This is a genomic window from Bradyrhizobium sp. AUGA SZCCT0182, assembly GCF_018130185.1.
Classification (GTDB): Bacteria; Pseudomonadota; Alphaproteobacteria; order Rhizobiales; family Xanthobacteraceae; genus Bradyrhizobium.
Genome location: NZ_JAFCLY010000035.1, coordinates 59521 through 85785, shown reverse-complemented (window position 1 = coordinate 85785; position 26265 = coordinate 59521). Strand labels below are relative to the sequence as shown.

Here is a 26265-nt window from a genome sequence, read left to right as displayed (position 1 = left end):
GCCGACGCCCTTCTGAGTAGGACGGGATGGGCGAATATATGCCCCTGATTTGTGTTCTGGTAAACAGAAATATTTTTTATTTCGGGGCTTGACACGATTTCCGTAAATCAGAACTGATTTGCCCGACGGGCCAGATGTTGTGGTCCGTAGCCCGGAGGAGCAGAGTGATTTTCAGGAATTCTCGCACCGGCCGCGCCTTGGCACGCGTTCTGCACTGTGCCGAGCAACAGGGTAACGGATCAAAGGAAAGACAGTGGCAAGATTTGTGAACGTCGCAGCGGGACAGTTGGGCCCTGTCGCCCGAAGCGAAACGAGGACCGAGGTTGTCGCGCGGCTGATGGCGTTGATGCGCCAGGCGCACGCCAACGGATGCGACCTGATCGTCTATCCCGAGCTGGCGCTGACGACGTTTTTTCCGCGCTGGTACATGGAGGATCAGGCGGAAATCGATTCCTTCTTCGAGCATGAGATGCCCGGTCCGCAGACGCGCGCTTTGTTCGACCTGGCCCGGGAACTGGGCATCGGATTTTGCCTGGGTTACGCCGAACTGGCGGTCGAGAACGGCGAAACCCATCGGCACAACACCTCTATCCTCGTGGACAAGCGCGGCAAAACCATTTCCAGGTATCGCAAAGTGCATTTGCCCGGCCACGCCGAACACGAGCCCTGGCGTCGATTTCAGCATCTGGAAAAGCGCTACTTCGAGCCCGGCTCCGGCTTTGGCGTGGCCGACGCGTTCAATGGCGCGATCGGCATGGCGATCTGCAATGATCGCCGCTGGCCCGAAACCTATCGCGTCATGGGACTGCAGGGCGTCGAAATGGTGCTGATCGGCTACAACACGCCGGTGCATAATCCGCCCGCGCCTGATCATGACGACCTCTCGCTGTTCCACAATCGTCTTGTGATGCAGTCCGGCGCCTACCAGAACGGGACTTGGGTCGTCGGCGTCGCCAAGGCCGGGATCGAAGAGGGCGTCGACCAGATTGGCGGTAGCTGCATTGTGGCGCCATCAGGTGAAATCGTCGCCGCCTGCACGACCAAAGGTGACGAAATCGCATTGGCGCGCTGTGATCTGGATTTGTGCAACTCCTACAAGCGCACCACCTTCAACTTCGACGTCCACCGGCAGCCCCATGCCTACGGGCTGATTGTCGAACGAAGGGGACAGCACATGATGGCGGATGGAACGCCCGCGCCTTCGGGCAAAAGCGGTCGCGGCCTGTAGCCTGGATGAACCAACGGGTCGCGCGAATGCACGCCCGATGACAGGCTCCCCGCTATCCGGGTATTTTCCCGCACGGCCCCGCATGTCGCGCGCTCATGCGGGCTACGCGCTCAACGTCGTCATGCCCGGGCTGAAGCGCGAAGCGCGTCTTCGCGCAAGATTTCCCGATTACCGAAAAATTCCGACGCGAGAGTCAGAAAGCGAACGGAAGCCCCGGCGTTAGTCAGCCATATCTTGTTCAGGCAGGCGCGAGGCGGATGTCCCAGGCAGCACCTTTAGGAAGCTCCCTCGGAAGGTCCAAGCGCAAATCCGTTGACGACTTGAAAGGATGAAAACCCGTGGGAAAGGCCGATACTAAAGCCAAAGCGAACACCGATACGCCGAATGCGAAGGTCGATACGAATGAAAAGCGGAACTTTGACGGTTTCACGATGCCGGGAATTTTCCGCGGGATCGCCGAGCAGGGTATGGTGCGGACAAAGGACAACTACGAGAAGTTACAGGCTGCCTCGGGGGAGATAGCCGACATTCTCAGCGAAACCTATTCGACCAATGCAAAGACCTCCGCGGATTACGGGATCAAGGTCATCGAGATCGCGGGCGCCAACACCAACTCCGCCTTCGATTTTCTCGCCAAACTCATGGACACGAAGTCGCTCTCGGAAATCATGCAGCTGTCAGCCGCGCAGACCCGCAAGAACTTCGAAGCCACGTCCGCGCAGAACAAGGAACTTTGGCAGCTCGCCCAGAAAGTCGCGACCGAGACGGCCGAGCCGATCAAGAAGGGCCTCACCAAGGTCCTGCAGAAAGCCTCCTAAAATCGAACTTCCCAGGTCGCCGGGATCGGCTGGAACAAGAGCCTTTTCCGTTCCGATGGAATCGGAACGGGGCTCTAGATTCCTATTTTGACGCGTTTTCTTCACGCGAACCGGTGTCCACTTCGCTGGAAAGAGCTCTAGCCGCCTCCGGTGAGAAGAGGTGCGTCCAGCCGATGGCGAACGGACACGTTGCTGCGACACGACAACGGAACAGGGAGAAACAACATGGGTATCGTCATGATCAAGTGCCCTCAAACGGGACGCGAGATCCCGACGGGTATCAAGGCGGATCGGGAAAAGTTTCGGGCGTGGTGTTCTTCGCGCGCACCTTCTGCTCACTCTGCAAAGCCAATCACGAATGGTTCGCCAAGGATGCCTGGGTCAAGGAAGCCTGGGTTCATGAGCCAAGCGGGGCGGCGGAGATCAATGGCCTCTTGGCCGCGGGCTAGTCCCATGCGTTCGCGGGTGCCGCTGCGCGACATCCACCTTGGCCAAAAGCGGATCTGGCGCGCGGAGGATTTTATGTACCGGAGGCATGTGAGGCTTCATTCCTTCAGGCGAAACGATATGATCGATTCTGCGGCGCATGACGTCGTAGCACTCGCATGCCGCGGATTCGAGCCGCGGCCTGTCAATCTCGATCAGGCCCCGCCGATTAGACCGGATAGCCCGCAACGTCCGCAGCTTGTGCACGACATGCGTCACGGTCGTTCGACGTACGCCAAGCAGCTCCGCAAGCGCCTCTTGCGTCAGCGGCAGGAAATCACTGTCGACGCGATCGTGGATGTGGAGCAACCACCGGGCCAAGCGGGCCTCGACCGAGTGCAGCGCATTGCAGGCGGCGACGTGCTGGAATTGCGCCAATAGCACCCTGGTGTAGATCTGGACCGCCTCTCTGATGGCGGCACTGCGGCTGAGGGCCGCCTCAAATCTTGCCGGAGAAATTTGCAACGAGGTTCCGGCCACGCGGACGACCGCCGTCATCGGAGAGCGGGAAGGTCCCAGCGCGGACAAGATGCCCACGGCGCCCTCATTGCCGACGACCGCGGTTGCCACCGTTTGTCCGTTTGGCATGTCCATGATGAACGCGATCGTCCCGCTGAGGGGGAAATAGATCTGTTCAACCAGGTCTCCCGATCGAACCAGCACTGCATCGCCTTCAAGCGACACTTTGCGCAGGTGAGGCGCAAGCAAATCAAAATCTGCCGCTGGCAACGCAGCTAACAGTCGATTACCTACCCTGGTAGTGGGCTCCATCACGGGAAACTCCTCCCTCGACGGCCGGCTCTCCGCAGAGTACTCTTGGCACCACGCTGCGCAAGTAGCAGATTGGGCCTTGGTACCGAAACCTACTGCGCCAGAGATAGTTCCAGCCTGTAGCCCGGATGAGGTATTGTCCCGGCACCGCCCGCATGTCGCTGCGCTCATGCGGGCTACGCGTTGCGCTCGATACCGCCCGCCCCCGTCATTGCGAGCGAAGCGAAGCAATCCATCGCGCCGCAAGCGGAGAAATGGATTGCTTCGTCGCTGCGCTCCCTTGCGCAAACGCATCGCGTTTATCGCAGGCAATGACGGCGCACGGCGATATCCCCTCACCCAAACCGGTGATCGTATCGGCTAAGCGCCAGCTCCTTCACATCGATATCCGGCTTGCGGCCCGAGAGCATGTCCGCGAGCACCCTCCCCGAACCGCACGCCATGGTCCAGCCGAGCGTGCCGTGTCCGGTGTTGAGATGGAGATTACTGTAGCGCGTCGGGCCGATTACCGGCGGGCCGTCGGGCGTCATCGGCCGCAGGCCGCTCCAGAATGTCGCCTTGTCGATGTCGCCGCCGCGCGGAAACAGTTCGGTCAGTGAATAATCGAGCGTCGCGCGCCGCGCCGGATAGAGCCTGTCGGAGTACCCCGAAATTTCCGCGGTGCCGCCGACACGGATTCGATCACCGAGTCGCGTGATCGCGACCTTGTAGCTTTCGTCCATCACGGTCGATACCGGTGCGGCGTCGGGATCCGATATCGGCACCGTGATCGAATAGCCTTTTACGGGATAGACCGGCAGCGAAATGCCCACCGGCCGCAGCAGCCGCGGCGACCAGCTGCCGAGTGCGACGACATAGGCATCGGCCTGCAACACGCCATTGGAGGTGGCGACGCCTGATATGCGCGACGCATCCGCGATCAACCCGTCGATGCCGACATTGAAGGCAAAGCGCACGCCGAGCTTTTCGGCTTCGAGCGCGAGCGCCTGCGTGAACATGTGGCAATCGCCGGTTTCGTCCTGCGGCAGGCGAAGCCCGCCGGCGATCTTTTCCGAAACCTTCGCTAGCGCCGGCTCCGCGGCAATGCAGCCGGCGCGATCGAGCACTTCATAAGGCACGCCGTTTTGTTTCAGTACGGCGATATCGTCGGCCGTGCCGTCGAGCTGTGCCGCGTAGCGGAACAGCTGCAACGTGCCGCGCTCGCGCTCGTCATAGCGAATGCCGATCTCGCTGCGCAACGCGCGCAAGGCATCGCGGCTGTATTCGGCGATCGGAATCATCCGCCGCTTGTTGACCGCGTAGCGCTCCGATGTGCAGTTGCGCAGCATCTTCAGCAGCCAGAGCCACATCACGGGATCGACCTTCGGCCGGATCACCAGCGGACCGTGCTTCATCAGAAGCCATTTGATCGCCTTGACCGGCACGCCGGGCCCCGCCCATGGCGATGAATAGCCGGGCGACACTTCGCCGGCGTTGGCAAAACTGGTCTCAAGCGCAGGCTTCGGCTGACGGTCGACGACCGTCACCTCGTGGCCGGCTTTGGCGAGATAATAGGCTGACGTGACGCCGATGACGCCACTGCCGAGAATCAAAACTTTCACGATCCCTCATGCTTCTGCCGCGGCATCGTTCGATCACCGCACGATAGTCGATGCCGCAGTTAGAGCAAGGATCAGGCCACGCGCTTGATCGCGTCGCCGAGGATCGAGACCATTTCGTCGATGTGGCTCTTCTCGACGATCAAGGGCGGCGATACCGCAAGGGAGTCGCCGCTCTGGCGCAAATAGAGGCCGTTGTTGAAGCAATCGACCATCAGATCATAGCCGCGCGCGGCCGGCGCGTCCTTGCGCGGTGCGACCTCGATGGCGCCCATCAGGCCGACATTGCGGATGTCGATCACGTTCGGCAGGCCCTTGAGCGAATGCAGGCCCTGTTCCCAGTAATCGGCCATCGAGGCGCCGCGCGTCAGCAGCCCCTCGTCCTTGTAGATGTCGAGCGTCGCGATACCGGCGGCGCAGGCCACCGGATGCGCCGAATAGGTGTAGCCGTGGAACAGCTCGATCTGGGCCTGCGGACCCGTCATCAGTGTGTCGTGAATCTTGCGGCTGGCGAACACCGCGCCGCAGGGAACGGTGCCGTTGGTGATGCCCTTGGCGGTCGTCATCATGTCGGGCGTAACGCCGAAATAATTGGCGGCGAACGGGGTGCCGAGGCGGCCAAAACCGGTGATGACTTCGTCGAAGATCAGGAGGATGCCGTGCTTGTCGCACAGGGTGCGCAGCCGCTGCAGGTAGTTCTTCGGCGGCGGCAGCACCGCGGTCGAGCCAGGCACCGGCTCGACGATGACGGCGGCAATGGTCTCGGCGCCATGCAACGCCACCAGCCGCTCGACATCGTCGGCGAGTTCGGCGCCGTGCTCGGGCTGACCCTTGGCGAACGCGTTGCGGGCGAGATCATGGGTGTGGCTGATATGGTCGACACCCGGCAGATGGGTCGCGAACGCGCGCCGGTTGTTCACCATGCCGCCGACCGACATGCCGCCGAAGCCGACGCCGTGATAGCCGCGCTCGCGGCCGATCAGGCGGGTGCGGGTCGGCTGACCTGCGGCGCGCTGATAGGCCAGCGCGATCTTCAGCGCGGTATCGACCGATTCAGAGCCGGAATTGGTGAAGAAGATGCGATCGAGGCCATCAGGGGCGATCGCGGCAAGGCGCTCGGCGAAGTCGAATGCGAGCGGATGGCCCATGTTGAACGAGGGCGCAAAATCGAGGTTCATCAGCTGGCGCTCGACGGCGGCGGCGATCTCCTTGCGGCCGTGGCCGGCATTGACGCACCAGAGGCCGGCGGAACCGTCGATCACCTTGCGGCCGTCGATGGTGGTGTAATGCATGCCCGAGGCGGAGGCGAACAGCCGCGGCTCGGCCTTGAACTGCCGGTTCGCCGTGAACGGCATCCAGAACGATTCGAGCTTCACGGTGTTGGGAATCTGGTGAATCGTCATGGGGCGCTCCTGTGCGGTTTCCCTACCCGACATCATGTTGATGATGTGCAGCAAGTCCTTTTCTGATACCATCCAAGCCATTGAACTTGCTGGGGACGTTGGGTAGAATTCGTTCGATCCGCAACACACTCAACACCCCAAACCAACCCCTCGAGGCTTTGATGAGCATAGATGTCGGCGAACGGTTACGCTTCGTCCGCGCCCGCAACAAGGTATCGCAGCGTGAACTTGCCAAGCGTTCGGGGGTGACCAACTCGACGATCTCGCTGATCGAATCCAACCAGATGAACCCGTCCGTCGGCGCGCTGAAACGCATTCTCGACGGCATTCCGATGGGCATGGCGGAATTTTTCGCCCTCGAACCCGACCAGCCGCGCACGGCGTTTTACCGCTCCGACGAATTGAGCGAGATCGGCAAGGGCAAGATCTCCTTTCGCCAGGTCGGTGACAATCTGTTCGGCCGGAGCTTGCAGATATTGAAAGAGCGCTACGAGCCAGGTGGCGACACCGGACGCATTCCGCTGGTGCACGATGGCGAGGAAGGTGGCATCGTTCTCTCGGGCCGGCTGGAAGTGACGGTCGATAGTGAACGCCGCATCCTCGGGCCCGGCGACGCCTATTATTTCGAGAGCCGCCGGCCGCATCGGTTTCGCTGCATCGGCGACAAGGCGTGCGAGGTGATCAGCGCCTGCACGCCGCCGACATTCTGAGGGCGGGCAACATCAATAGCTGGCAGCCATCAGCTTCAGGCGCGGGTAGAGCTTGTCGATCGCCATGATGTCGCTGCGCATTTGCGCGATGATCCAGTCCCTGATCTCGACGGCAACGGGGCGGATCGGCCGGTTGCGCGGCGTGACGAGTTCGCAGACCCGCCGCGTGCTGACGAGTTTTGCGGACGCCGGCACCAGCGCGCCGGTCAATAGCCAATGCGCGACGACGGTGATCCAGCCGAGCGTCACGCCCTGCCCGAGCAGCGCCGCCTGCACCACGACGGCATAATCCGAGAAACTCAGCGCCTTGGCGGGACCTGATGCGCCGGTGAGCGCGCCCGGATATTGCAGCACCCAGTCTTCGGGCGTGTCGGCCAGCTTGATGATGGTGCGCCCTTCGGCCGGCTTGCGCGAAACGTTCGTATCCCGGTAGCCGGGGCTGCAGATCGGCAGCATGACTTCCTTCATGACAAGGGCGCCGTTGGTCTCGGGGTCGTCCTGGTCGCGAAACCGCATCCCGACGTCGACGTTCTCGACGGCGCCGCGCAGCGAGCCCGATATCAACTGGAACCGGAGGTCGACATTCGGAAATGCGCGCTGCAGCTTGTCGATGCGCGGCATCAGCCAATGGTTGGTGAAGGCCGAGGAGACCGACAACGTGACGGTTTCGGTGCCCCGCCGCCGCCGCTCGATCTCGACCAGCCCGCTCTCGATGCTGCGAAAGCCGTCCGTGACGCGCCGATAGAGCAGCTCGCCCTCTTCCGTCAGGGTCGCGCCCCCGGCGCTGCGGTCGAACAGGCGGACCCCGAGGTAATCCTCGAACCGCCCCAGCATGCGGCTGACCGCCGGCTGGGTCACGTTCAACTCGGCCGCCGCCGCCGTGAAGCTGCCGTTGCGCGCGGCGGCGTCGAAGACGAACAGCGCATTGCTGGAAGGCAGCATCCGGCGAAGCTCAGGCATAACTTCAGATTATGACTTAAGTGATAATTTGGCAATTGCCCGGCCGCCCTAATTTTGATTGCCTTGCCGATCAAGGAGGCCTGCCGGGAAGCGGAGCATTCCGAGCAAACCACGGTCGGGGAGATCGCCCCTGTCGCGCGGGAAGCGTCCGCCTATAAATTGAGATCATGCCAGTTCAACCCCCTTGGCCTTGCGGCAGGGGAGCCGGGAAGCCGCATTCATGCGGCCAGCGGCGAAGCGCAACAGGAAGGTCGTTCATTGAGCAGCGGTGGCGAAAGCGTCGAAATCAAATCCGCGAGCAAGCACTATGGTGCTGTCGTGGCGCTCGACAATGTCACGCTCAACGTTGCACCACGCGAATTCGTCTCGCTGCTGGGGCCATCCGGATCCGGCAAGACCACGCTCCTGGGCCTGCTCGGCGGCTTCATCCAGCCCACATCAGGTTCGATCCATTTCGGCGAGCGCGACGTCACGCTGGAGCCGCCGCACAAGCGCAACATCGGCGTCGTGTTCCAGAACTACGCGCTGTTTCCGCATATGAGCGTCGGCGAGAACGTCGCCTTCCCGCTGCGCGCGCGGCGGCTGCCGAAGGCCGATTGGCCCGCGAAAGTGCGCGGCGCTCTGGCGATGGTCGGCCTCGCCGGTTACGAGGAACGCGGCGTGGCGCAGCTCTCCGGCGGCCAGCGCCAGCGCGTGGCACTGGCTCGCGCGATGATCTTCGAGCCGCGTTTGATCCTGATGGACGAGCCGCTTTCCGCACTCGACAAGCAGCTGCGGGAATCGATGCAGATCGAGCTGCGCCAGCTCCACAAGCGTATCGGCGCCACCATCATCTACGTTACCCACGACCAGCGCGAAGCGCTGACGATGAGCGACCGCGTCGCCATTCTCAAAGACGGCCGCCTGATCCAGATCGACCAGCCCGCGCGGCTGCACGATCATCCCGCGGATTCCTTCGTCGCGAGTTTCATCGGCGAGGCAAGCCTGTTGCCGGTCCGGCGCATCGATTCCGGCAGCGTTGCGCTAGGCCCCTCCACCCTGCGCAGCGCGAGGGCGATCCCGAATGGCGAGGCGCTGATGCTGGCGGTGCACAGCGAAAAACTGCTGATCGACGACGGCGCTGGTGATGCCGCGCTCAACCGGCTGACGGGCACCGTCACCGACGTCGTCTACCAGGGCGAAAGCCTGCGCATTTTTATCGCCCTGCCGGACGGTACCGCGCTGAGCCTGCGCCAGCCCAGCCATCACGAAGCCTATCGCCGCATCCCGCCGGTCGGCGGCCCCCTCACCGTGACCCTCCACCCCGAGGACACGATCATCGTGCCGAAAGCACCGGAATGAACGTCCACCACCAACGCAGTTCCAACACCAGAGAAGAAACGCCCATGTCGTTCAGCAATTTCAAGGTTCTCACTTTCGATGTCGTCGGCACCCTGATCGACTTCGAAACCGGCGTGCTCGACGCCGTCCGCAAGATATCCGGAAGGAGCGCCGCTGAACTCAGCGACGACAAGATCTTTGCCTCCTACAAGCGCGGCCGCGATGCGCATCCGGAGCGGTCCAGCGAAGTGATGTTCGACGTCTATCGCTATCTCGCCAAGGAACTCGGTCTGCCGGCTGATGATGCAGCCTGCGATTCCTTCCAGCTCGCCGTGCTGCGCTGGCAGCCGTTTTCGGATTCGGTCGAGGCGCTGAAGCGCCTGCGCACAAAGTTCCGGCTGGTGGCGATGACAAATGCCGATCGTGTCGCGCTGTCCTGCTACGCCCACGCGCTCGGCGACCCCTTCGATGACAGCGTCTGCGCCGACGAGACCGGCGTCGCCAAGCCGAACCCGGAATTTTTCGCCTATAATAAAGGACGGCAATCGGCCTTCGGCTACAAGCAGTCCGACATCCTGCATGTGGCGCAGAGCCAGCACCATGATATCGGGATCGCACGCAAGCTCGGCTATAAAGTGTGCTGGATCGAGCGCCGCCAGGGTATGGCCGGATTCGGCGGCACGCCCGAAGTGCCCGTTCTGACAAAACCCGATTTTCATTTCGCCACCATGAAGGCCTTCGCCGACGCGGCGGTCGGGCACTGAGAGGCACGCGGATGGCTGAGGTCTGGACCCCAATGGCATCGGCGAACTCGCTGTGGGCGAGCACGGCGACGCCGTTGCGGACCTTTCCTGTGCTGTCGGGCGAGGTTCAGGCCGACGTCGTGATCATCGGCGCCGGCTATACCGGACTCTCCGCCGCGCATCACATCGCCAAGAGCGGCCTCGTCCCTGTCGTGCTCGAAGCCAACCGTCCCGGCTGGGGCGCGAGCGGCCGCAATGGTGGCGTCATCACCGCAAAGTTCCGGCAGTCGTTCCGCGGCATCGATGCGGCCCATGGCCGCGCGATGGCCAAGCGCATGTACGAGATCGCGTATGAATCGACCGAGATCGTCGAGGAACTGGTTTCCGAATTCGGCATCACCAGTGCGCGGCTGACGCGCACCGGACAGGTCAAGGCCGCGCATAACCACGCGACGCTGAAAGCTGCGATCGATGAAGCCGAATGGATGAAGCGCGAGATGGGCGATGCGGATGTTCGCGTCCTTGACGCCCATGAAGTACGCGAGGAAACCGGTTCGCAGGCGTTCGTCGGCGGCGTGCTCAATCCGGGCTCCGGCGGCATCCATCCGCTGAACTATCTGCATGGCCTCGCCGAAGGTCTCGCGGCGCGCGGTGTCGCGATCTTCCAGGAGAGCCCGGCGCTGCGGCTGCGGCGCGAGAACGGGCGCGTCGTCGTTGAAACGCCGCAAGGCACGGTGCGCGCGCGGCAAGTGATTATCGCCACCAACAGCTATTCGGACCTGACGGGCGCAACGCGCCATATGCAGCACACCCTGGTGCCGTTCCGCAGCGCCATCATCGCCACCGACCGGCTGCCGCATAACCTCGCGGGCAGCCTGATGCCGACCGGGCGAACCTATACCGAGACCAAGCGCATGATGCGCTGGTTCCGCATGGTCGACGATCGCGTGATCTTCGGCGGCCGCGGCGCCTTCGGCAAACAGGATTCGGAGGCCGCCTTCGACGCGCTGCGCAAGGCCATGGTCGGCATCTTCCCGGAACTGAACGACACGCCGCTGGGGTTCAAATGGTCGGGCCTCGTCGGCATGACGCTGGATTCCATGCCGCATATCGGCCGGCTCGACGACCACACCCTGTTCTCGATGGGCTACAACGGCGCCGGTGTCGCGATGTCGAGCCTGATGGGGCGTTACCTCGCGGCCTTCGTGCGCGGCGAGCAGCCGGACGTCGGCCTGCTAGATGCCAGCCGCCTCAAGGTCATTCCATTTTATCCGCTGCGCGAACCGGCCGTCCGAATGGTGGCCGGCTGGTATCAGTTTTTGGACGCGATCGGGCAATAGCAAAGACTAAGCCCGGTCATAACAGGAGGGAACGGAAGATGGCAGTTGCATCCAACACAGGACTAGGACGCGCGTTGTTCGGCGCAGCGCTCGGGCTCTTCGCGTCAACCAGCATCGCGGCCAACGCCGCCGAGCAGATCACCTTCGTGTCGCAGGGCGGCGCCTATCAGAAGGCGCAGACGGTTGCGATCCTCGATCCCTCGGCCAAGAAGCTCGGCATCACCATCAACCAGGACAGCATTCCCGACGCCTGGCCGGTGATCAAATCGCAGGTCGCCAGCGGCAAGCCGATCTGGGACGTGGTTGACGTTCCGACCGGCTATTGCCTGCGCGGCGGCGAACAGGGGCTGATCGAAAAACTCGATTTCTCCAAGATCCCCAATGCCGCCGCCATGCCTGAAGCCTATCGCAATCCGTATTCGGTGGCGTACGAGTTCTATTCCAGCGTTCTGGCCTACAGCCAAAAGAAATATCCTGAAGGCGCCACGCCGAACAGCTGGGCCGACTTCTGGGACGTGAAGAAATTCCCCGGCCGCCGCGCGCTGCGCAACCACCCCATTGCGACGCTGGAAGCAGCGCTAATGGCCGACGGCGTCGCACCGGACAAGCTCTATCCGCTCGACGTCGACCGCGCCTTCAAGAAGCTCGAGGAGATCAAGCCCAACATCACGGTGTGGTGGACCTCGGGCGCGCAATCCGCGCAGCTCCTGAACGACGGCGAGGTCGACATGGTGATGGCCTGGAACGGCCGCGTCAGCGCGCTCACCAAGGAAGGCGCCAAGGTCGCCTATACCTATAATCAGGGCATCCTGCAGAGCACGTCCCTCTGCATCCTCAAGGGCGCGCCGAATCTGGCGACGGCGGTCAAGTTCCTCAACGAGGCCGTCGATCCCGTCCATCAAGCCAATCTGCCGCTGCACATCGATTACGGCCCGGCGAACCCGAAGGCGTTCGATACCGGCGTGGTCAAGCCGGAGCGCGTCGCGCAGCTGCCGAGCGCGCCTGACAACGCCAAGAAGCAGGCGCTGATGTCCTATGCGTGGTGGGCGTCGCCGGACGGCGAAGCCGCGGAGAAGCGCTGGGTCTCGTTCGTGCAGAAATAGACGGAATCAACTGGAGCGGGGTTCGACCGGCGCGCCCCGCTCCAGCCATCCGGCAATGACAGGAAAACGGCATTGACCCATTCCACACCAGACCTCTCGTTGCGTCACCATCGCCGCGAACAGGGCCTGATGCTGGCATTGGCATCGCCGGCGCTGCTGGTCATCCTGCTGCTGATCGTGCTTCCGGTAGGCTGGCTCGCCTGGCAATCGATCTATCATGACGGCTTCACGCTGGAGAACTACCGCCGCATCTTCAGCGAAGCCATCTACTGGCGCAGCTTCTCGCTGACCTTCCAGATCAGCCTGCTGGTGACGCTGCTGGCGCTGCTGCTCGGCTATCCCATCGCCTATGCCGCCAGCGTGGTGCCGAAGGGATGGAGCGTATTGATTCTGGCGCTGGTGATCCTGCCGTTCTGGACCAGCGTCCTGGTGCGCGCCTATGCCTGGCTGGCGCTGCTGCAGCGGACCGGGGTGATCAACCAGTTCCTGCAATATTTGGGGATTATCGACGAGCCGCTGGCGCTGGTGCACAACACGTTCGGCACTGTCGTGGCGACCGTGCATATCCTGCTGCCGTTCATGGTGCTGCCGCTCTACGCCACCATGCAGAAGATCCCGCACGATTTGATGCAGGCGGGCGCCAGCCTCGGCGGCAGTCCTTCGCATACATTCTGGCGGATCTTCCTGCCGCTGTCGCTGCCCGGCGTGCTCGCGGGCACGACGCTGGTGTTCGTGCTGTGTCTCGGCTTCTACATTACGCCCGAACTGCTCGGCGGCGGTCGTACCGTGATGGTGTCGCTGCTGGTCAGCCGCAACGTCGAGCTCTATGACCAATGGGGCGCCGCAAGCGCCGTCGGCGTGGTGCTGCTGCTCAGCGTTCTCGTCATTTTCCTCATCGTCGGCCGGTTCATTCCGCTCGACCGCATCCTGGGGCAAAAATGAAAACGCTGTCTTTTGGCCGCATCGTCTTCGTCGTGTTCTGCGCGCTGGTGCTGCTGTATCTGATCCTGCCGGTGCTGATCATCGTGCCGATGTCGTTTTCGAGCACGCGTTTCCTGACTTTCCCGCCGCCGGCGCTGTCGCTGCGCTGGTATGAGGAATATATCGGCAATGCCGCCTGGATGCAGGCGACCCGCGTCACCTTTGCGGTGGCCGCCCTCACCGTCCTGATCGCAACGCCGCTCGGCGTCGCCGCGGCCTACGCCATCAGCAATTCGAAAATGCGCCTCATGCGCATCGTCCACATGATGCTGATGCTGCCTTTGGTGGTGCCGATCATCATCACGGCGGTCGGCATCTTCTTTGTCTATGCCAAGGTCGGGCTGGTTGCGACGATGTCGGGACTGGTGCTCGCCAATGTCATGCTCGGCCTGCCCTATGTCATCACGTCAGTGGTGGCGGGCCTGCAGAGTTTCGACCCGGCGCAGGAGATGGTGGCGCGCAGCCTCGGCATGAACCGCTTGCGCAGCTTCTTCGCCGTCACGCTGCCGCAGATCAAGGCCAGCGTGCTCACGGGCGCCATCTTCGCCTTCATTTCGGCAATGGACGAGACGGTCGTCGGCCTGTTCATATCAGGCGGCCAGTATCAGCCGCTGACAAAACGGATGTTCACCGCGCTGCGCGACGAGATCGACCCGACGATCGCCGCGATCAGCACGCTGATGACGGCGGCCTCGTTCCTGCTGGTGCTGATCGCCAGCACCCGGCAGAAGAAGAGCGGCTGACGGCGTTCTGTTACTTCTCCAGACCGAAGGGGTCGTCGACCGAATGGGCCGGCTGGGTGAACCAGCGCGCGCCGGTTTCGGTGATGACCATGTGGTCCTCGAGCCGCACGCCGAATTCGCCGTAGATGCAGATGGTCGGCTCGTTGGAGAAGGTCATGCCGGGCTTCAGTACGGTCTTGTCGCCCTTCACGAGATAGGGCCATTCGTGCACGTCGAGGCCAATGCCGTGGCCGGTGCGGTGCGGCAGGCCCGGCGTGGCATAGCCGGGGCCGAAACCGGCGCCGTTGATGACGCCGCGCGCGGCGATGTCGATATCCTCGCATCGGTTGCCCGGCTTGGCGGCGGCAAAGCCGGCGGCCTGCGCCTCCTTCTCCAGGTTCCAGACGTCGCGCTGGCGCTTGCTCGGTTCGCCGAACACGTAGGAGCGCGTGATGTCGGAGAGATAGCCATCGACCGGCGCGCCGGTGTCGATCAGGATCATGTCGCCCTCCTTCAGCGTCTGCGGATAGGGCACGCCGTGCGGATATGCCGTCGCCTCGCCGAACAGCACCGCGTTGAACGGCGGATCGCCTTCCGAGCCGAGCTTGCGGTGCGCGGCGGTGAGGAAGGCCTGCACTTCGGTGGTGGTGATGCCTTCGCGCATGATGCGGGCAGCCAGCCTGTGGGCTTCGAGCGTGATGTTCTTGGCCGTCTGCATCAGCGCGAGCTCCTGCTCGGACTTGATCATGCGGCATCCGGCGGTCACGTCGATCGAATTGATGAAGGTGTACGCGTTGCCGGCGCGGCGCAGCCCGTCAAAGGTGAAAAACGGCGTCGCTTCATCGACCGCGATGGTGCCGGAGGGATAGCCGAGGGAACGTACGGTCTCGGTGACGGTGGCGGTCGGGTCCTCGTCCTCCTCCCAGACCGCGATCTTTTCGCCGAACGAGGTCATGGTCTTGAGTTTCTCGACCTCGAAGGCCGGCGAGATATAGACGATCTCGCCCCTGGCCGGCAGCACTGCGCTGTGCATGCGCTCGGTGCGGCGGAACTTCAATCCGGTGAAATAGGTCATGCTCGAGGAGACATCGAGATAGAGCGCGTCGATGCCCTTCTCGCGCATGATGGCCTGGGCGCGGGCGATGCGCTGCAGCCGCTCCTCGACGCCGATCGGCGGCACGTCGCCGCGCATGTTCTTGATGGCGGCGAGTTCCGCCTCCGCAGTCGAACCGCCAACACCAATTGTCATGCCAAGTCCCCTTCAGTCTTCATCGCCGAAACCGGCGCTGTATCAGGATATTTGCCGCCGCCGTCAATCCGAGGGTAGCCGTCATCAGGACGAACGCGACGGACGCGCCGAACGGCCAGTTGTTGAGCTGAAACTGTCCGTACACCAGCGGCCCCATCATCTTGAATTTGGGGCCGCCGAGCAGCACCGGCGTCGCATAGGCATTCATGCCGAGGATGAAGGTCAGGATCGTGCCGGCGAGGATGCCCGGCAGCGACAGCGGCAGCAGCACGCGGCGAAACATCGTCGCCGGCCCGGCGCCGAGGCTGAAGGCCGCCTCCTCCACATTGCGGTTGATGCCCTCGATCACGCTCGAGAGCGTCAGCACCATGTAGGGCAGATTGACGGCAATGATGCCGGCAATGACGGCGCCCTCGGTAAACATGATCTGCAGCGGTTGGGTAATGATTCCGATCTGCATCAGGGTGACGTTGAGAAAGCCCTTGGAACCGAACAGGGTCATCCAGCCGGCGGCGCGCACCGCATTGCCGACGAACAGCGGCAGCACCACCAGCATAATCAGCACGTTCTTGTACCGCGACTGGGTGCGCGCCAGCACATAGGCCAGCGGCAGGCCCATGGCGAGGCAGATGACGGTGCAAAGCGCGGCCACCCGCAATGTCGTCGCCAGCACGCCGGTGTAATAGGGGTCAGAGAAGAACTTGACGTAATTATCGAACGAGAACGTATCGATCATGATGCGCCGCGCGTCGACCTTGTCGAAGCTGTAGCGGAACAGGATCGCCAGCGGCAGCAGCAGACCGGCGACCACGAACACCGTCGCTGGCCCAATCAATGTCGTCGCCGAGAGCACCGACGTCGGCTTCTCGTCGGACTGGAACTGTGCTGCAGCGGTCGTGGCCATCGGCGGCTTCGCTAATGCCCGCTCAGCCCTTCAGTTCCTTGTCCCACCATTCCTTGAGCGCGACGTCGTTCTTGTTGAGATAGTTGTAGTCGAGATCGACTAGTTTCTTGACCTCGTCCGGGGTGAAGCCGATGCGCTTGTTCAGATCGGGCGCGACCACGGCGTTGCTGACCGTGGGATTGTAACCCATGTCGACGGCGAAGGCCTCCTGCGCGCTCTTGTCCAGCATGGCGTCGAGATAGGCGTAGGCACCTTCCTTGTTGGGCGAGTTTTTCGGGATGACGAAGCCCGAGACATAGGCCAGCGCGCCTTCGGTCGGGGTCATCGACGTCACTGAAATACCCGCGTTCTGCCATTGCACGACGCGCGCTTTCCACATCACTCCGAGACCGAATTCCTCCGACTTCAGACCTTGGGCAAACGCCTCGTTGGTCGGATAGATCCGCATACCGGCCTTCTTGCACTCCAGCAGCAGTTTCTTGGCGGGCTCGAGATCATCGACCTTGCCGCCGGCGGCGAGCGCCGCGCAGACCAACGTGTACTGATACTGGATGTCGATGATGCCGAGCTTGTTGCCTTGCTTGGGATCGAACACGTCCTTGTAACTGACCGGTGCTGTTGTGATCACCTTCGGATTGTAGACGCCGACCTTGCCCGAATAGATATGGCCGACGCCGTAGGGATATTTCATCCCCGGCAGCAGATTGCCGGCATTCTTGAGCTTGCCGTAGTCGATCGGCAGCACACTGCCGGCGTCGTGCATCTGGAACATGTTGATGGCCGATAGACCCTGCACATCAGTCGTGCCGCGCGGCAGCCGCATCTCGGCGAGCATCTTCGAGCGCCGCTCGGGATCGCCGGCCTGGTCCTGCACCACCTCCCAGCCATCCTTGATCAGGATCGGCGCCTCGATATTCTTGTTGAGCAGGCGGGCGTAGTCGCCGCCCCAGGTACCGACAACGATGCGGCCTTTGGCCTGCGCCGACGCCATGCGTGGCAGGCTGGCGGTACCGGCAAGGGCTGCGGCACCGAGCAGGACTTCACGGCGAGATTTCGAGCTGGTCATGGTGGATGCCTCCGGGATGTTGGTTGGCAGAGATATTATGATTGAAATACGCGGCCTGTCGATTTGCTCCAGCCGATACGGACCTGTTCTCCGATCACCGGTAGCGGCTGTTCCGGCCGGTTCTGGATCTGCACGATGACACGTTCCTTGGGCGACAGGCGGACATGCAGATCCACCTGCGAGCCGAGATAGGAGATGAACTCCACGGAGCCTGGAAAACTGTTGTCCATCGCAGGCGCCGCAGCCGACATCAATGCAAGCCGTTCGGGGCGCAGCGCCAGCGAGGCGCTGCCGGTAGCGGTCCCTTCGCAGGTGACGACGAGGCCGCCGGCCGAGACGAAGCGCCCGGGGCCGTCCATACGGCCATCGATGAAGGTGGAGCGGCCGACGAAATCCGCGACGAATTTTTCCGAAGGCCGCTCATAGAGATCCTGCTGCGAGCCGATCTGGCGGATGCGGCCCTCGCTCATGACGACGAGGCGGTCGGCCATGGTGAGCGCCTCCTCCTGATCGTGCGTCACCATGACGGTGGTCAGGCCGAGCTTGCGCTGCAGTTCGCGGATTTCGACGCGCACGTCCTGGCGCAGCTTGGCGTCGAGATTGGACAATGGTTCGTCGAGCAGCAGCACATCGGGGTGGAACACCAGCGCCCGGGCCAGCGCCACGCGCTGCTGCTGGCCGCCGGACAATTGCCGCGGCAGCCGGTCGCTGAGATGATCGAGCCGCACCAGGCGCAAGGCTTCCGTGATCTTCGGCGCCATCTCCGCCTTCGGTATCTTGCGCATCTCGAGCCCGAACGCGACGTTCTCGGCCACCGTCATATGCGGAAACAGCGCATAACTCTGGAACACGAGGCCGGTGTTGCGCTTCCATGGCGGCAGCGAAGTAATATCGCGATCGCCCACGCGCACGCTGCCCGATGTCGGCTCGATGAAGCCGGCAATGATGCGCAAGGTCGTGGTCTTGCCGCAGCCGGACGGGCCGAGCAGAACCAGGAACTCGCCATCGGCGATGTCGAGCGAGACGTCATCGGCGGCCTTGAAGTCGCCATAGCGCTTGGTGATGCCGGTTAATTGCAGACGCGCCATGGTCAGACCACACGACCGATCTTGACGAAGCGATCGGTCAGCAGCATGGCCCCGCCGATAAACAGGATCTGCAGCACCGATACCGCGGCAATCGTCGGATCGATCTTCCATTCGAGATATTGGAGGATCGCGATCGGCAGCGTGGTGCGGCCGGGGCCGACCAGGAACAGACTCATTTCCAGATTCCCGAACGAGGCGATGAATCCGAACAGTGCCGCCGCAACAATGCCCGGCAAAATGCCGGGCAGCGTGATGCGCCGGAACGTGGTCAGGCGGTCGGCGCCGAGGCTCTGCGCGGCTTCCTCGACGGCGCGATCCATCCCGACGAGGCTCGCGGTGATCAGGCGCACCGTCCAGGGGATCGCGATCAGGACGTGACCGGCGACCAGGCCGCCGAGCGAACCGAGGATCGGCCAGCCGGTCACGATCTCGGTTTCGACATGGAAGACGTAAAGCGCGATGCCGAGCACGATGCCCGGCACGATCAGCGGCAGCAACAGCAGATTGTTCACCGCCTCACGCCCGGCAAAACGCCCGCGCACCAGGCAGACGGCGGCAGGAACGCCGATCGCCAAACCGATCGACGTGGCGAGCACGGCGACCTGCAGACTAAGGAAGAATCCCTTGACGAACCTGTCATTGCCGGGAACAGCGCGAAACCATTTCAGCGAATAGCCTTCCGGGGGGAATGACGGAATTTCCTGTGCGAAGAATGCCAGCCAGATCACGAAGAACATCGGCAGCAGGATATATGCAAGCGACACGCCAGCCGCCGTCCCGAGCGCCATCCGGCCGACAACGCGTGATGAGGTCCATCGGGGTACGACGGTCAAGATCGCCTCTTTATGGGAGCCTTCGATTAGTTCAGCCGGTTCTTATGCAAAATGCCGGCCTTCATGATCAGGGAGAGATGTTTGCCTTGATCGCCAAGCAGCGCAAGGTCTTTCAGCGGATTGCCGTCGACCAGGATGGCGTCGGAGAAGGCACCTGCCTGCAACGTACCCACCCTGCCCGGCATGCGCAGGACGTCGGCGCCGATCGTGGTCGCCGAACGGATGATCTCGATCGGCGAGACCACCTCCTGGCGGATGGTGAACTCCTTGGACTGGTCCCAGTGCAGCTCGCCCAGGAGGTCGCTGCCATAGGCGACGGGAATATTGTGGCGCTTGCAGATCTCCAGCGATTTCAGCCCGCCCTGCAGCACGATTTCGTTTTTGGCGAGGCTTTCGCCGATCATGCCGAACTGTTTTGCGCGATCCTTCATGGCATAATAAGTGACGAGGTTGGCCACCAGGAACATGCCTTTTTCGGCCATCAGCTTGGCGGAAGCATCATCGATCAGATTGCCATGCTCGATGGTGCGGACGCCGAGGCGCGCGGCGCGGGTGATGGATTCGGCGGAATAGGCATGCGCGCAGACGTAGCGGCCGAAGGCGGTCGCCTCCTCCACCGCCGCGCTGACCTCGCCATCCGAGAATTGCTGACTGTCGAGCGGATCGTAAGGTGACGCGACGCCGCCGGACATCATGATCTTCACATGGTCGGCGCCCTGGCGCATCTGCTCGCGCGCGGATTTGCGGACCTCGTCAACGCCATCGGCGATCGCGGACTTGAACTGCAGGCCGTTGCAGCAGACGCACTCGTTGTTGCTGCTGTTGAAGCGGTTGGTGCGCCGGCGCGAATCCGAATGGCCGCCGGTGGGGCCGATCGACTGGCCGGCGATGTAGAGCCGTGGGCCGGTGATATGCCCGGTTTCGATCGCGGTCTTGATGCCCCAATCGGCGCCGCCGGTGTCGCGCACGGTGGTGAAGCCGCGGTCGAGCATGGCGCGAAGCCGCGTCGCCGCACGCGCGGTGACCAGCGTCAGCGGCAACGCCTCCATGAAGCGGACATTGACTTCGCTATGGATGGCGTGGACGTGGCAGTCGATCAGTCCCGGCATCAAGGTGCGCTTGCCGCAGTCGATCACCGTAGCCTCGGCCGCCTTAATCGGCGTTGTGCTGAGTTCCTTGATGGTATCGCCCTCGACCAGCAGCTGATAGCCGCCGCGGAGCTCGCCGAACGAAGGCTCGAGTAACTCAAAATTCTTGAACAGGATTTGTTGGGACACTGGCAGGCTCACTGCAGCCGGTTCTTGTGGAAGCGCCCTGCCTTCATGATGATTGAAAGGTGCCGGCCTTCCTCCCCGAACAGTTTCAGGTTCTTCAAGGGATCGCCGTCGACGACGAGCAGGTCGGCAAACGCACCCGGCTTCAGGCAGCCGATCTTGCCCTCCATGCGGGTGACCTGGGCGCCGATCGTGGTCGCGGAGCGGATGATCTCCGCCGGCGACAGCACCTGCGCCCGTAGCGAAAACTCCTCCGACTGCGCGACCTGCAATTCGCCGAGCAGATCGGTGCCGTAGGCGACCGGGACGCCGTGGCGCTTGCAGATTTCGAGCGATTTTAGAGCGCCATCGATCACGAGGTCGTTCTTGGCCAGCATGTCCGAATTCATGCCGTACTCTGCCGCATGCTTCTTCATCTCGAAGTAAGTGACGAGATTGGCGACCAGGAACATGCCCTTCTCGGCCATCAGCTTTGCCGAGGCATCGTCGATCAGATTGCCGTGCTCGATGGTGCGAACCCCGGCATGCGCCGCGCGCGTAATCGCTTCAGGCGTATAGGCGTGCGCACAGACATAGCGGCCAAAGGCGTGCGCTTCCTGCACGGCGGCCTCGACCTCGCCGACCGAGAACTGCAGGCTGTCGAGCGGATCGTAGGGTGACGCCACGCCGCCGGACATCATGATCTTGACCTGGTCGCAGCCCTGGCGCATTTCCTCGCGCACGGCGCGGCGGACCTCGGTGATACCGTCCGCGACGCCCATGGAAAACGACATGGCGTTGCAGCAATGGCAGCGCGAACCGAAATCGGTGCGACGACGTGCATCGCTATGGCCACCGGTCGGACCGATCGCACGCCCGGCGATAAACAGCCGCGGCCCTGGTATCAGCCCCTTGTCCGTCGCCTCCTTCAGGCCCCAATCGGCGCCGCCGGTGTCGCGCACACTGGTGAAGCCGCGGTCGAGCATCCTGTGCATCAAACGGGCCGCGCGCGCCGTCATCAACGTCAGGGGTACACTTTCCATGTTGCGGATCACGACCTCGGACAGCACCACATGGACATGGCTGTCAATCAGGCCGGGCATCAGCGTGCGCCCGCCGCAGTCGATCACGCTGGCGTTTTCGAGCTTGACCGGTTTGGCCGAGACTTCCCGGATCGTGTCGCCTTCGACCACCAGTTCATGGCCACCGCGTAACTCCCCGACCTCCGGGTCGAGCATTTCGAAATTCTTGAAATGGGTGACGTTCATGGCCGGCTTCCGATCGCTCGCACGTTGATCGGAATGTCCTATGCCGACTTGCCGGCGTCAATGGGCAAGCCATGCGCTCACGTGGTGAGCGCTGTGCCTTGGGCGATGTGGCTTTCCGGCGAATCGTGACCGCTGACGAAAGCAAGCGCGTCGTGATGCAAATTCACGCGCCAACGTTCGCGAAGTCACGATCATGAATCATGCCGTCCGCGCGCTTCAGCGCTTGGGCGGGTGCGAAAAGACGAACGACATATCCTCGAACTCCTCGATCGGGAGCTTGTTCGCGGCAGTCGAAAGGGAACGTTGCTGCGATGACGCCAGGCCGGTTGTCCCGGCGCGATGGCCCCAAAGCGAGTGCGACGGCAACATCGTGATGGTAACGGCAAGCAGAGCGACCGCAATGAATCCAGAGATCATCAAACGGTTCATGGGAAACCTCCGTTCGGAGAAGCCCACCCCGTGTGTGCCTTAGCGTGAAGCCCGGCGCGCGGATGTGAACTGCGTCACAGACGGCGTTCACGCTTTCTCTAGCGCTTCGTGGCGCGCTCCAGGAACTGCACCAAATCGGCACGGTCCTGTTCGGAACCGATGCGCTGCACTGGCTCCTGTTGCCGTCAGCGCCAAGGCAGACTTCACTGAGGGACGAGATCACGGCTCCGGCCTTGTTGCCAAACAAGGATCCAGAAGTACGTGATCGGCATCGCGCCGTCGGTATCCGCCTTTCACGATAATCCTGTCACCCGTCTCCATGCCATTGGACTGGTAGGTCACGCACATAATCCGGACATCGGGTGGAGAACACAGCACGAGATACCACAACACTCCATCTGTCTTCACCGCCGTGAGACTGCCAGCCACGGAAAGATCGATCCGGTAGTCGAGTTCCGGAATGCCATCCGACATCGGCCTCACCTCTCTGCACTCGGCGGCCATCCGCACAGGCTGGTCTGCCTCCGAGAACGCGGGCCGCTTGGCGAACATCCCGTTCGAGGCAAGCGATGGAACCGAACTCGGCATCACAAGGCATACGGCGACGACGGCTATCGATAGAGCGCCGGTCGTTTTCGCTGAAAGATTTGCTGCCATTCCGCACCTAGCCCGGTCTCATCGCCGCGACGGCGCGCGCGATCGAAGCGATGGTGGCGTTTTGTTGCGCGCTGGGAATGCTGGCGCCCGTCAGATAGGCCGCGACGATGACAGGGGCGCCGTCGGGAGGCCACACCACGGCAACGTCATTGTTCGTGCCATGGTCACCGGCGCCGGTCTTGTCACCGACACGCCAGCCTTTCGCAAACCCTGCGCGCAATCGTGTGTCGCCCGTCTTGTTGGCAACTAACCATGCCGTCAATTGCTCGCGCGATGCCGCCGACAGCGCCCCAGTCCCAAGGACGAGTGCCTGGAAATCCGAAGCCATCGCATTCGGTGTCGTGGTATCGCGGAGATCGTCGGGCAGTGCCTGGTTGAGCGACGGTTCATCCCGGTCCAGCCGCGTGACCTGATCGCCGAGCCCTCGCGCGAAGGCCGTCAGCCCCGGAGGTCCGCCGATACTGGCGAGCAGCAGGTTGCCCGCAGTGTTGTCGCTCCGTGTCATCGCCGCGTCGCAAATTTCAGCGAGCGTCATGCCATCGCCCCCGGCGTGCTTTTCAGTTACCGGCGAATTCACCACGATTGCTGATGCGTCGAAAGTTATGCGCCGCGTCAATTGCTCCTTCCTGGCATCCACCCGCGCCAGCACCGCCGCTGTCGCCAGCGCCTTAAAGGTGCTGCACATCGGGAAACGCTCGTCGCCCCGGTGGACATGACGCGCGCCGGTTGCCGTCTCCAGCACACAAACGCCGAGCCGGCCACCGCTCTCGCTCTCCAGACGCTTGATCTCGGCGATCAGTCGTTGATCCGTGGCCGCAGCGCGAGCCGTTTTTGGCAGGCCGCTCAGATCAGCGGCTATCAGTGCTGCGCCGAAACCAAGGTGAAATTGTCTCCTGCTGATCATTTCGAATCCCTCCGGGTTGCGGGCAGGAACGTGCCCACAAGGCCCTGTCTTGACAAACGATCAGTTTTGAATGCAGGCATTAGAAAAACTAGGGTCGAACGAATGCGCCGCAGGACGAAGCTTTCCCACCTTCCGCTGAATGCATTACGGGCCTTTGAGGCGACGGCGCGCAACCTGAGTTTCACCCGTGCCGGCCTTGAACTCCGCGTTACGCAGGCCGCCGTCAGTCAGCAGGTGAAAGCACTGGAGGACAGGCTTGGCGCGCAGCTGTTTCGCCGGTTACCGCGCGGCGTCGCGCTGACCGACGAAGGACAAGCGCTGCTGCCCAGCATCGTCGAAGCTTTCGGGCGGCTCAACGAAGCGGTCAATCGTTTTGAAGACGGTCGCTACCAGGACGTCATCACGATCGGCGTAGTCGGCACTTTCGCGTCGGGATGGCTGCTGCCGCGGCTCGACTCTTTCAGGAAGGCGCATCCGCGGATCGACTTGCGTCTGTTCGCCAATAATAATCGCGTCGACATAGCGGGCGAAGGCCTCGATTACGCCATCAGGTTTGGCGACGGCCTCTGACACGGTACGGACGCGACCCGCCTGATGGGGGCGTCGTTTACTCCGTTCTGCGCGCCGGCACTGGCCCGCAGGCTGAGCCGGCCGGCCGATCTCAAACGCGAGGTGCTGCTGCGTTCCTATCGACAGGACGAATGGTCGCGCTGGTTTGCCGCGGCGGGACTGCTTAGTCCCGTTATCAAGGGAATGGTGTTCGACTCATCGATCACGATCGCAAGCGTTGCAGCGCGCGGTACCGGCGTTGCGTTGTTGCCGGCGGAGATGTTTCAGGACGAGATCCGTCAACGGCGACTGGTACGCCCGTTCAAGACTGAAGTGACGCTCGGCGACTACTGGATTACGTCGCTGCATTCGCGGCAACCATCATCTGCGATGCTCTCGTTCAAGAACTGGTTGCTTGAAACGATCGCAGCGAAAGCAGAAGCTCCGGCTCGGAATACACGTAGCCGATAGCCGTGCGAACGCCGCCACTTGGCCCTGCAGCCGCGGTCGGCGGGCAAGGCGCGATAGAGTGTTCTCTAGCGCTTCGTGGCGCGCTCCAGGAACTGCACCAAAGCGGCACGGTCCTGTTCGGAGCCGATGCGCTGCTCGGGCATCTTGGTGCCCGGCGTGTAGGCCGCAGGCCCGATCTCGAACAATTTCGAAACCGTTTCCGGCGTCCAGACGATATCGAGCCGCTTGAGCGCGTCGGAAAAATCATATCCCGGCAAGGTCGCGATGCGCCGGCCGAACAGGCCGGCTAGCGTCGGCCCTGCCCGGTTGGCCTGATCGGCGCCGAGGGTGTGGCAGGCGACGCAGGCACGAAAAATATCCGCGCCGCGGTCGCCGGCATACGCGGCCAGCGGGTCTGCCGTGTGTTCAAACAGCAAGGGATCGACGGGATCTCCGGTCACCGCGTTCCAGCGGCGGATGGTGCTGTCAGCACCGCCGGTGAGCAGCGTGCGACTATCCGGCAGAAACGCCACCGACCAGACCGGCAGCCCGGGACCTACCAATGTGCGCGCGAGATTGCGCGTCTTGCGATCGATCACCGCGACCGCGCCACCAATGCCGGCGGCTGCGACCCATGCGCCGTCGGGCGAGATCGCCATCGAGATCACGGGCCTCGGGCCGGTTTCAACGTCACCGGCGCGCGCACCGTCGCTGCCCAGAAAATACAGTCTGCCGTCGGCGCCGCCGGCCGCGATTTCGCCATCACGGCCAATAGCGACGGCGTTGAGCGGGGTCGGCATCGCAATGACTGATGGCGGCGACGTGCCCGCCAGCGGCCAGATACGAACGCTCTGATCATAGCTGACGCTGACCAGCGTGCGGCCGTCGGGCGAAAAAACGACGCCATTGACGTTCTGGGTATGCCCTTCCAGCACGCGCGGCGCGCCGCCCGCGAGCGGCCACAGGCGCACGGTTTGATCCCACGACACCGAGGCCAATGTTGCGCCATCGGGCGAAACCACAAGGGCTGCGATCGGCGCGGTATGGCCTTCCAGCACCACGTCGGGCCGGGTGTTGCCGGCGGTCCAGATCGCAATGCGGCCATCGGCGCCCGCGGTCGCGGCCCGTCCATCCCGAAGCAGTGCCACCGCGTTGACGGCGTCGGCGTGGAAACGAAGCACCTGCTCGGCCGCATTTGATGTCAGCGACCAGCGGATCGCGGTTGAATCGAAGCTGCCTGAAATAACGCTCGCACCGTCAGGTGAAATCGCCAAGGCCCGCACCGGCCCGCCATGGCCGCGCAACTGCGCGTGGGCGGCGCTGGTTCCAAGCGCCGTCAGGACCAGCAAAGCGATCCAGGTCAGCGCTACGAGGCGGCGGATGGTATGAGCACGGAGCATTCGCGGCGATCGTTTCGTCGGTTCGTGTCGCC

24 protein-coding genes and 1 pseudogene are annotated in these 26265 nt (G+C 62.9%); 10 read left to right on the top strand and 15 right to left on the bottom strand.

The window, feature by feature from the left end; translation table 11 throughout:
* The first annotated feature begins 253 nt into the window (after nt 1-253).
* Together JQ611_RS30035 and JQ611_RS30030 are read left to right on the top strand one after the other, a co-directional pair.
* Nucleotides 254-1228, top strand: coding sequence for an N-carbamoyl-D-amino-acid hydrolase (locus JQ611_RS30035; RefSeq protein ID WP_212467468.1), 975 nt, complete (start codon nt 254-256; stop codon nt 1226-1228).
* A 338-nt stretch (nt 1229-1566) separates the two neighbouring features.
* Entirely contained in the window at nt 1567-2046 is a 480-nt protein-coding gene (locus JQ611_RS30030) for a phasin (protein WP_312012276.1), read from the top strand.
* A gap of 423 nt (nt 2047-2469) precedes the next feature.
* On the opposite strand, the gene JQ611_RS30025 is transcribed toward JQ611_RS30030, so the two are convergent.
* The 3 genes from JQ611_RS30025 to JQ611_RS30015 form a co-directional block, all read right to left on the bottom strand.
* On the bottom strand, nt 2470-3303 hold the full coding sequence (locus JQ611_RS30025) for a Crp/Fnr family transcriptional regulator (RefSeq protein WP_212269139.1): 834 nt from the start codon (nt 3301-3303) through the stop codon (nt 2470-2472).
* A 335-nt stretch (nt 3304-3638) separates the two neighbouring features.
* Nucleotides 3639-4904 (bottom strand): D-amino acid dehydrogenase, encoded by a 1266-nt coding sequence (locus JQ611_RS30020; protein WP_212269128.1) that lies wholly within the window; start codon nt 4902-4904, stop codon nt 3639-3641.
* 71 nt (nt 4905-4975) lie between these two features.
* Entirely contained in the window at nt 4976-6304 is a 1329-nt protein-coding gene (locus JQ611_RS30015) for an aspartate aminotransferase family protein (RefSeq protein ID WP_212269127.1), read from the bottom strand.
* A 161-nt stretch (nt 6305-6465) separates the two neighbouring features.
* Here JQ611_RS30015 and JQ611_RS30010 point away from each other — a divergent pair, with 161 nt between their 5' ends.
* Entirely contained in the window at nt 6466-7014 is a 549-nt protein-coding gene (locus tag JQ611_RS30010; RefSeq protein WP_212467467.1) for a cupin domain-containing protein, read from the top strand.
* 12 nt (nt 7015-7026) lie between these two features.
* Here JQ611_RS30010 and JQ611_RS30005 read toward each other — a convergent pair whose 3' ends face one another.
* Nucleotides 7027-7974, bottom strand: coding sequence for a LysR family transcriptional regulator (locus JQ611_RS30005; RefSeq protein WP_212467466.1), 948 nt, complete (start codon nt 7972-7974; stop codon nt 7027-7029).
* Nucleotides 7975-8232: 258 nt separating this feature from the next.
* On the opposite strand from JQ611_RS30005, the gene JQ611_RS30000 reads away from it, so the two are divergent.
* The 6 genes from JQ611_RS30000 (at nt 8233) to JQ611_RS29975 (ending at nt 14204) form a co-directional block, all read left to right on the top strand.
* Nucleotides 8233-9315, top strand: a complete 1083-nt coding sequence (locus tag JQ611_RS30000; protein ID WP_212467465.1) for an ABC transporter ATP-binding protein — start codon at nt 8233-8235, stop codon at nt 9313-9315.
* A 44-nt stretch (nt 9316-9359) separates the two neighbouring features.
* Nucleotides 9360-10058, top strand: coding sequence for an HAD family hydrolase (locus JQ611_RS29995; protein ID WP_212391162.1), 699 nt, complete (start codon nt 9360-9362; stop codon nt 10056-10058).
* A gap of 11 nt (nt 10059-10069) precedes the next feature.
* A complete protein-coding gene (locus JQ611_RS29990) occupies nt 10070-11377 on the top strand; it encodes an FAD-binding oxidoreductase (protein ID WP_212467464.1) in 1308 nt (435 codons plus the stop codon).
* Between the two features lie 38 nt (nt 11378-11415).
* Nucleotides 11416-12480, top strand: a complete 1065-nt coding sequence (locus tag JQ611_RS29985; protein ID WP_212391158.1) for an ABC transporter substrate-binding protein — start codon at nt 11416-11418, stop codon at nt 12478-12480.
* A gap of 129 nt (nt 12481-12609) precedes the next feature.
* The gene (locus JQ611_RS29980) at nt 12610-13422 is read left to right on the top strand and encodes an ABC transporter permease (RefSeq protein WP_212269138.1); all 813 of its coding nucleotides are present in this window, start codon (nt 12610-12612) and stop codon (nt 13420-13422) included.
* Nucleotides 13419-14204, top strand: a complete 786-nt coding sequence (locus JQ611_RS29975) for an ABC transporter permease (protein ID WP_212412761.1) — start codon at nt 13419-13421, stop codon at nt 14202-14204. The genes JQ611_RS29980 and JQ611_RS29975 overlap by 4 nt, the downstream gene beginning before the upstream one ends.
* A gap of 10 nt (nt 14205-14214) precedes the next feature.
* Here JQ611_RS29975 and JQ611_RS29970 read toward each other — a convergent pair whose 3' ends face one another.
* The 10 genes from JQ611_RS29970 to bla all read right to left on the bottom strand — a co-directional run bounded on the left by JQ611_RS29970 (nt 14215) and on the right by bla (nt 23834).
* Nucleotides 14215-15432 carry a Xaa-Pro peptidase family protein gene (locus JQ611_RS29970; RefSeq protein WP_212467463.1) on the bottom strand — a complete coding sequence of 406 codons (1218 nt, stop codon included), beginning with the start codon at nt 15430-15432 and terminating at the stop codon, nt 14215-14217.
* A 19-nt stretch (nt 15433-15451) separates the two neighbouring features.
* Complete coding sequence (locus tag JQ611_RS29965; RefSeq protein WP_212269118.1) at nt 15452-16336, bottom strand: ABC transporter permease; 885 nt, start codon at nt 16334-16336, stop codon at nt 15452-15454.
* 22 nt (nt 16337-16358) lie between these two features.
* Nucleotides 16359-17402 (bottom strand): PotD/PotF family extracellular solute-binding protein, encoded by a 1044-nt coding sequence (locus JQ611_RS29960; protein WP_212035243.1) that lies wholly within the window; start codon nt 17400-17402, stop codon nt 16359-16361.
* Between the two features lie 35 nt (nt 17403-17437).
* A complete protein-coding gene (locus JQ611_RS29955; RefSeq protein WP_212391152.1) occupies nt 17438-18490 on the bottom strand; it encodes an ABC transporter ATP-binding protein in 1053 nt (350 codons plus the stop codon).
* Nucleotides 18491-18492: 2 nt separating this feature from the next.
* Nucleotides 18493-19323 carry an ABC transporter permease gene (locus tag JQ611_RS29950; protein ID WP_249133558.1) on the bottom strand — a complete coding sequence of 277 codons (831 nt, stop codon included), beginning with the start codon at nt 19321-19323 and terminating at the stop codon, nt 18493-18495.
* Between the two features lie 26 nt (nt 19324-19349).
* Complete coding sequence (locus tag JQ611_RS29945; RefSeq protein WP_312011096.1) at nt 19350-20600, bottom strand: amidohydrolase family protein; 1251 nt, start codon at nt 20598-20600, stop codon at nt 19350-19352.
* Nucleotides 20601-20608: 8 nt separating this feature from the next.
* Entirely contained in the window at nt 20609-21844 is a 1236-nt protein-coding gene (locus JQ611_RS29940) for an amidohydrolase family protein (protein ID WP_212269116.1), read from the bottom strand.
* Nucleotides 21845-22060: 216 nt separating this feature from the next.
* Entirely contained in the window at nt 22061-22273 is a 213-nt protein-coding gene (locus JQ611_RS29935; RefSeq protein WP_212269115.1) for a hypothetical protein, read from the bottom strand.
* A gap of 219 nt (nt 22274-22492) precedes the next feature.
* The gene (locus JQ611_RS29930) at nt 22493-22930 is read right to left on the bottom strand and encodes a hypothetical protein (RefSeq protein WP_212467462.1); all 438 of its coding nucleotides are present in this window, start codon (nt 22928-22930) and stop codon (nt 22493-22495) included.
* Between the two features lie 7 nt (nt 22931-22937).
* Entirely contained in the window at nt 22938-23834 is an 897-nt protein-coding gene (bla, locus tag JQ611_RS29925; RefSeq protein WP_212467461.1) for a class A beta-lactamase, read from the bottom strand.
* Nucleotides 23835-23936: 102 nt separating this feature from the next.
* Here bla and JQ611_RS29920 point away from each other — a divergent pair.
* Nucleotides 23937-24854 (top strand): annotated as a pseudogene (locus JQ611_RS29920) (LysR substrate-binding domain-containing protein).
* A 65-nt stretch (nt 24855-24919) separates the two neighbouring features.
* On the opposite strand, the gene JQ611_RS29915 reads toward JQ611_RS29920, so the two are convergent.
* On the bottom strand, nt 24920-26233 hold the full coding sequence (locus tag JQ611_RS29915; protein ID WP_212467460.1) for a c-type cytochrome: 1314 nt from the start codon (nt 26231-26233) through the stop codon (nt 24920-24922).
* Nucleotides 26234-26265: the final 32 nt, after the last annotated feature.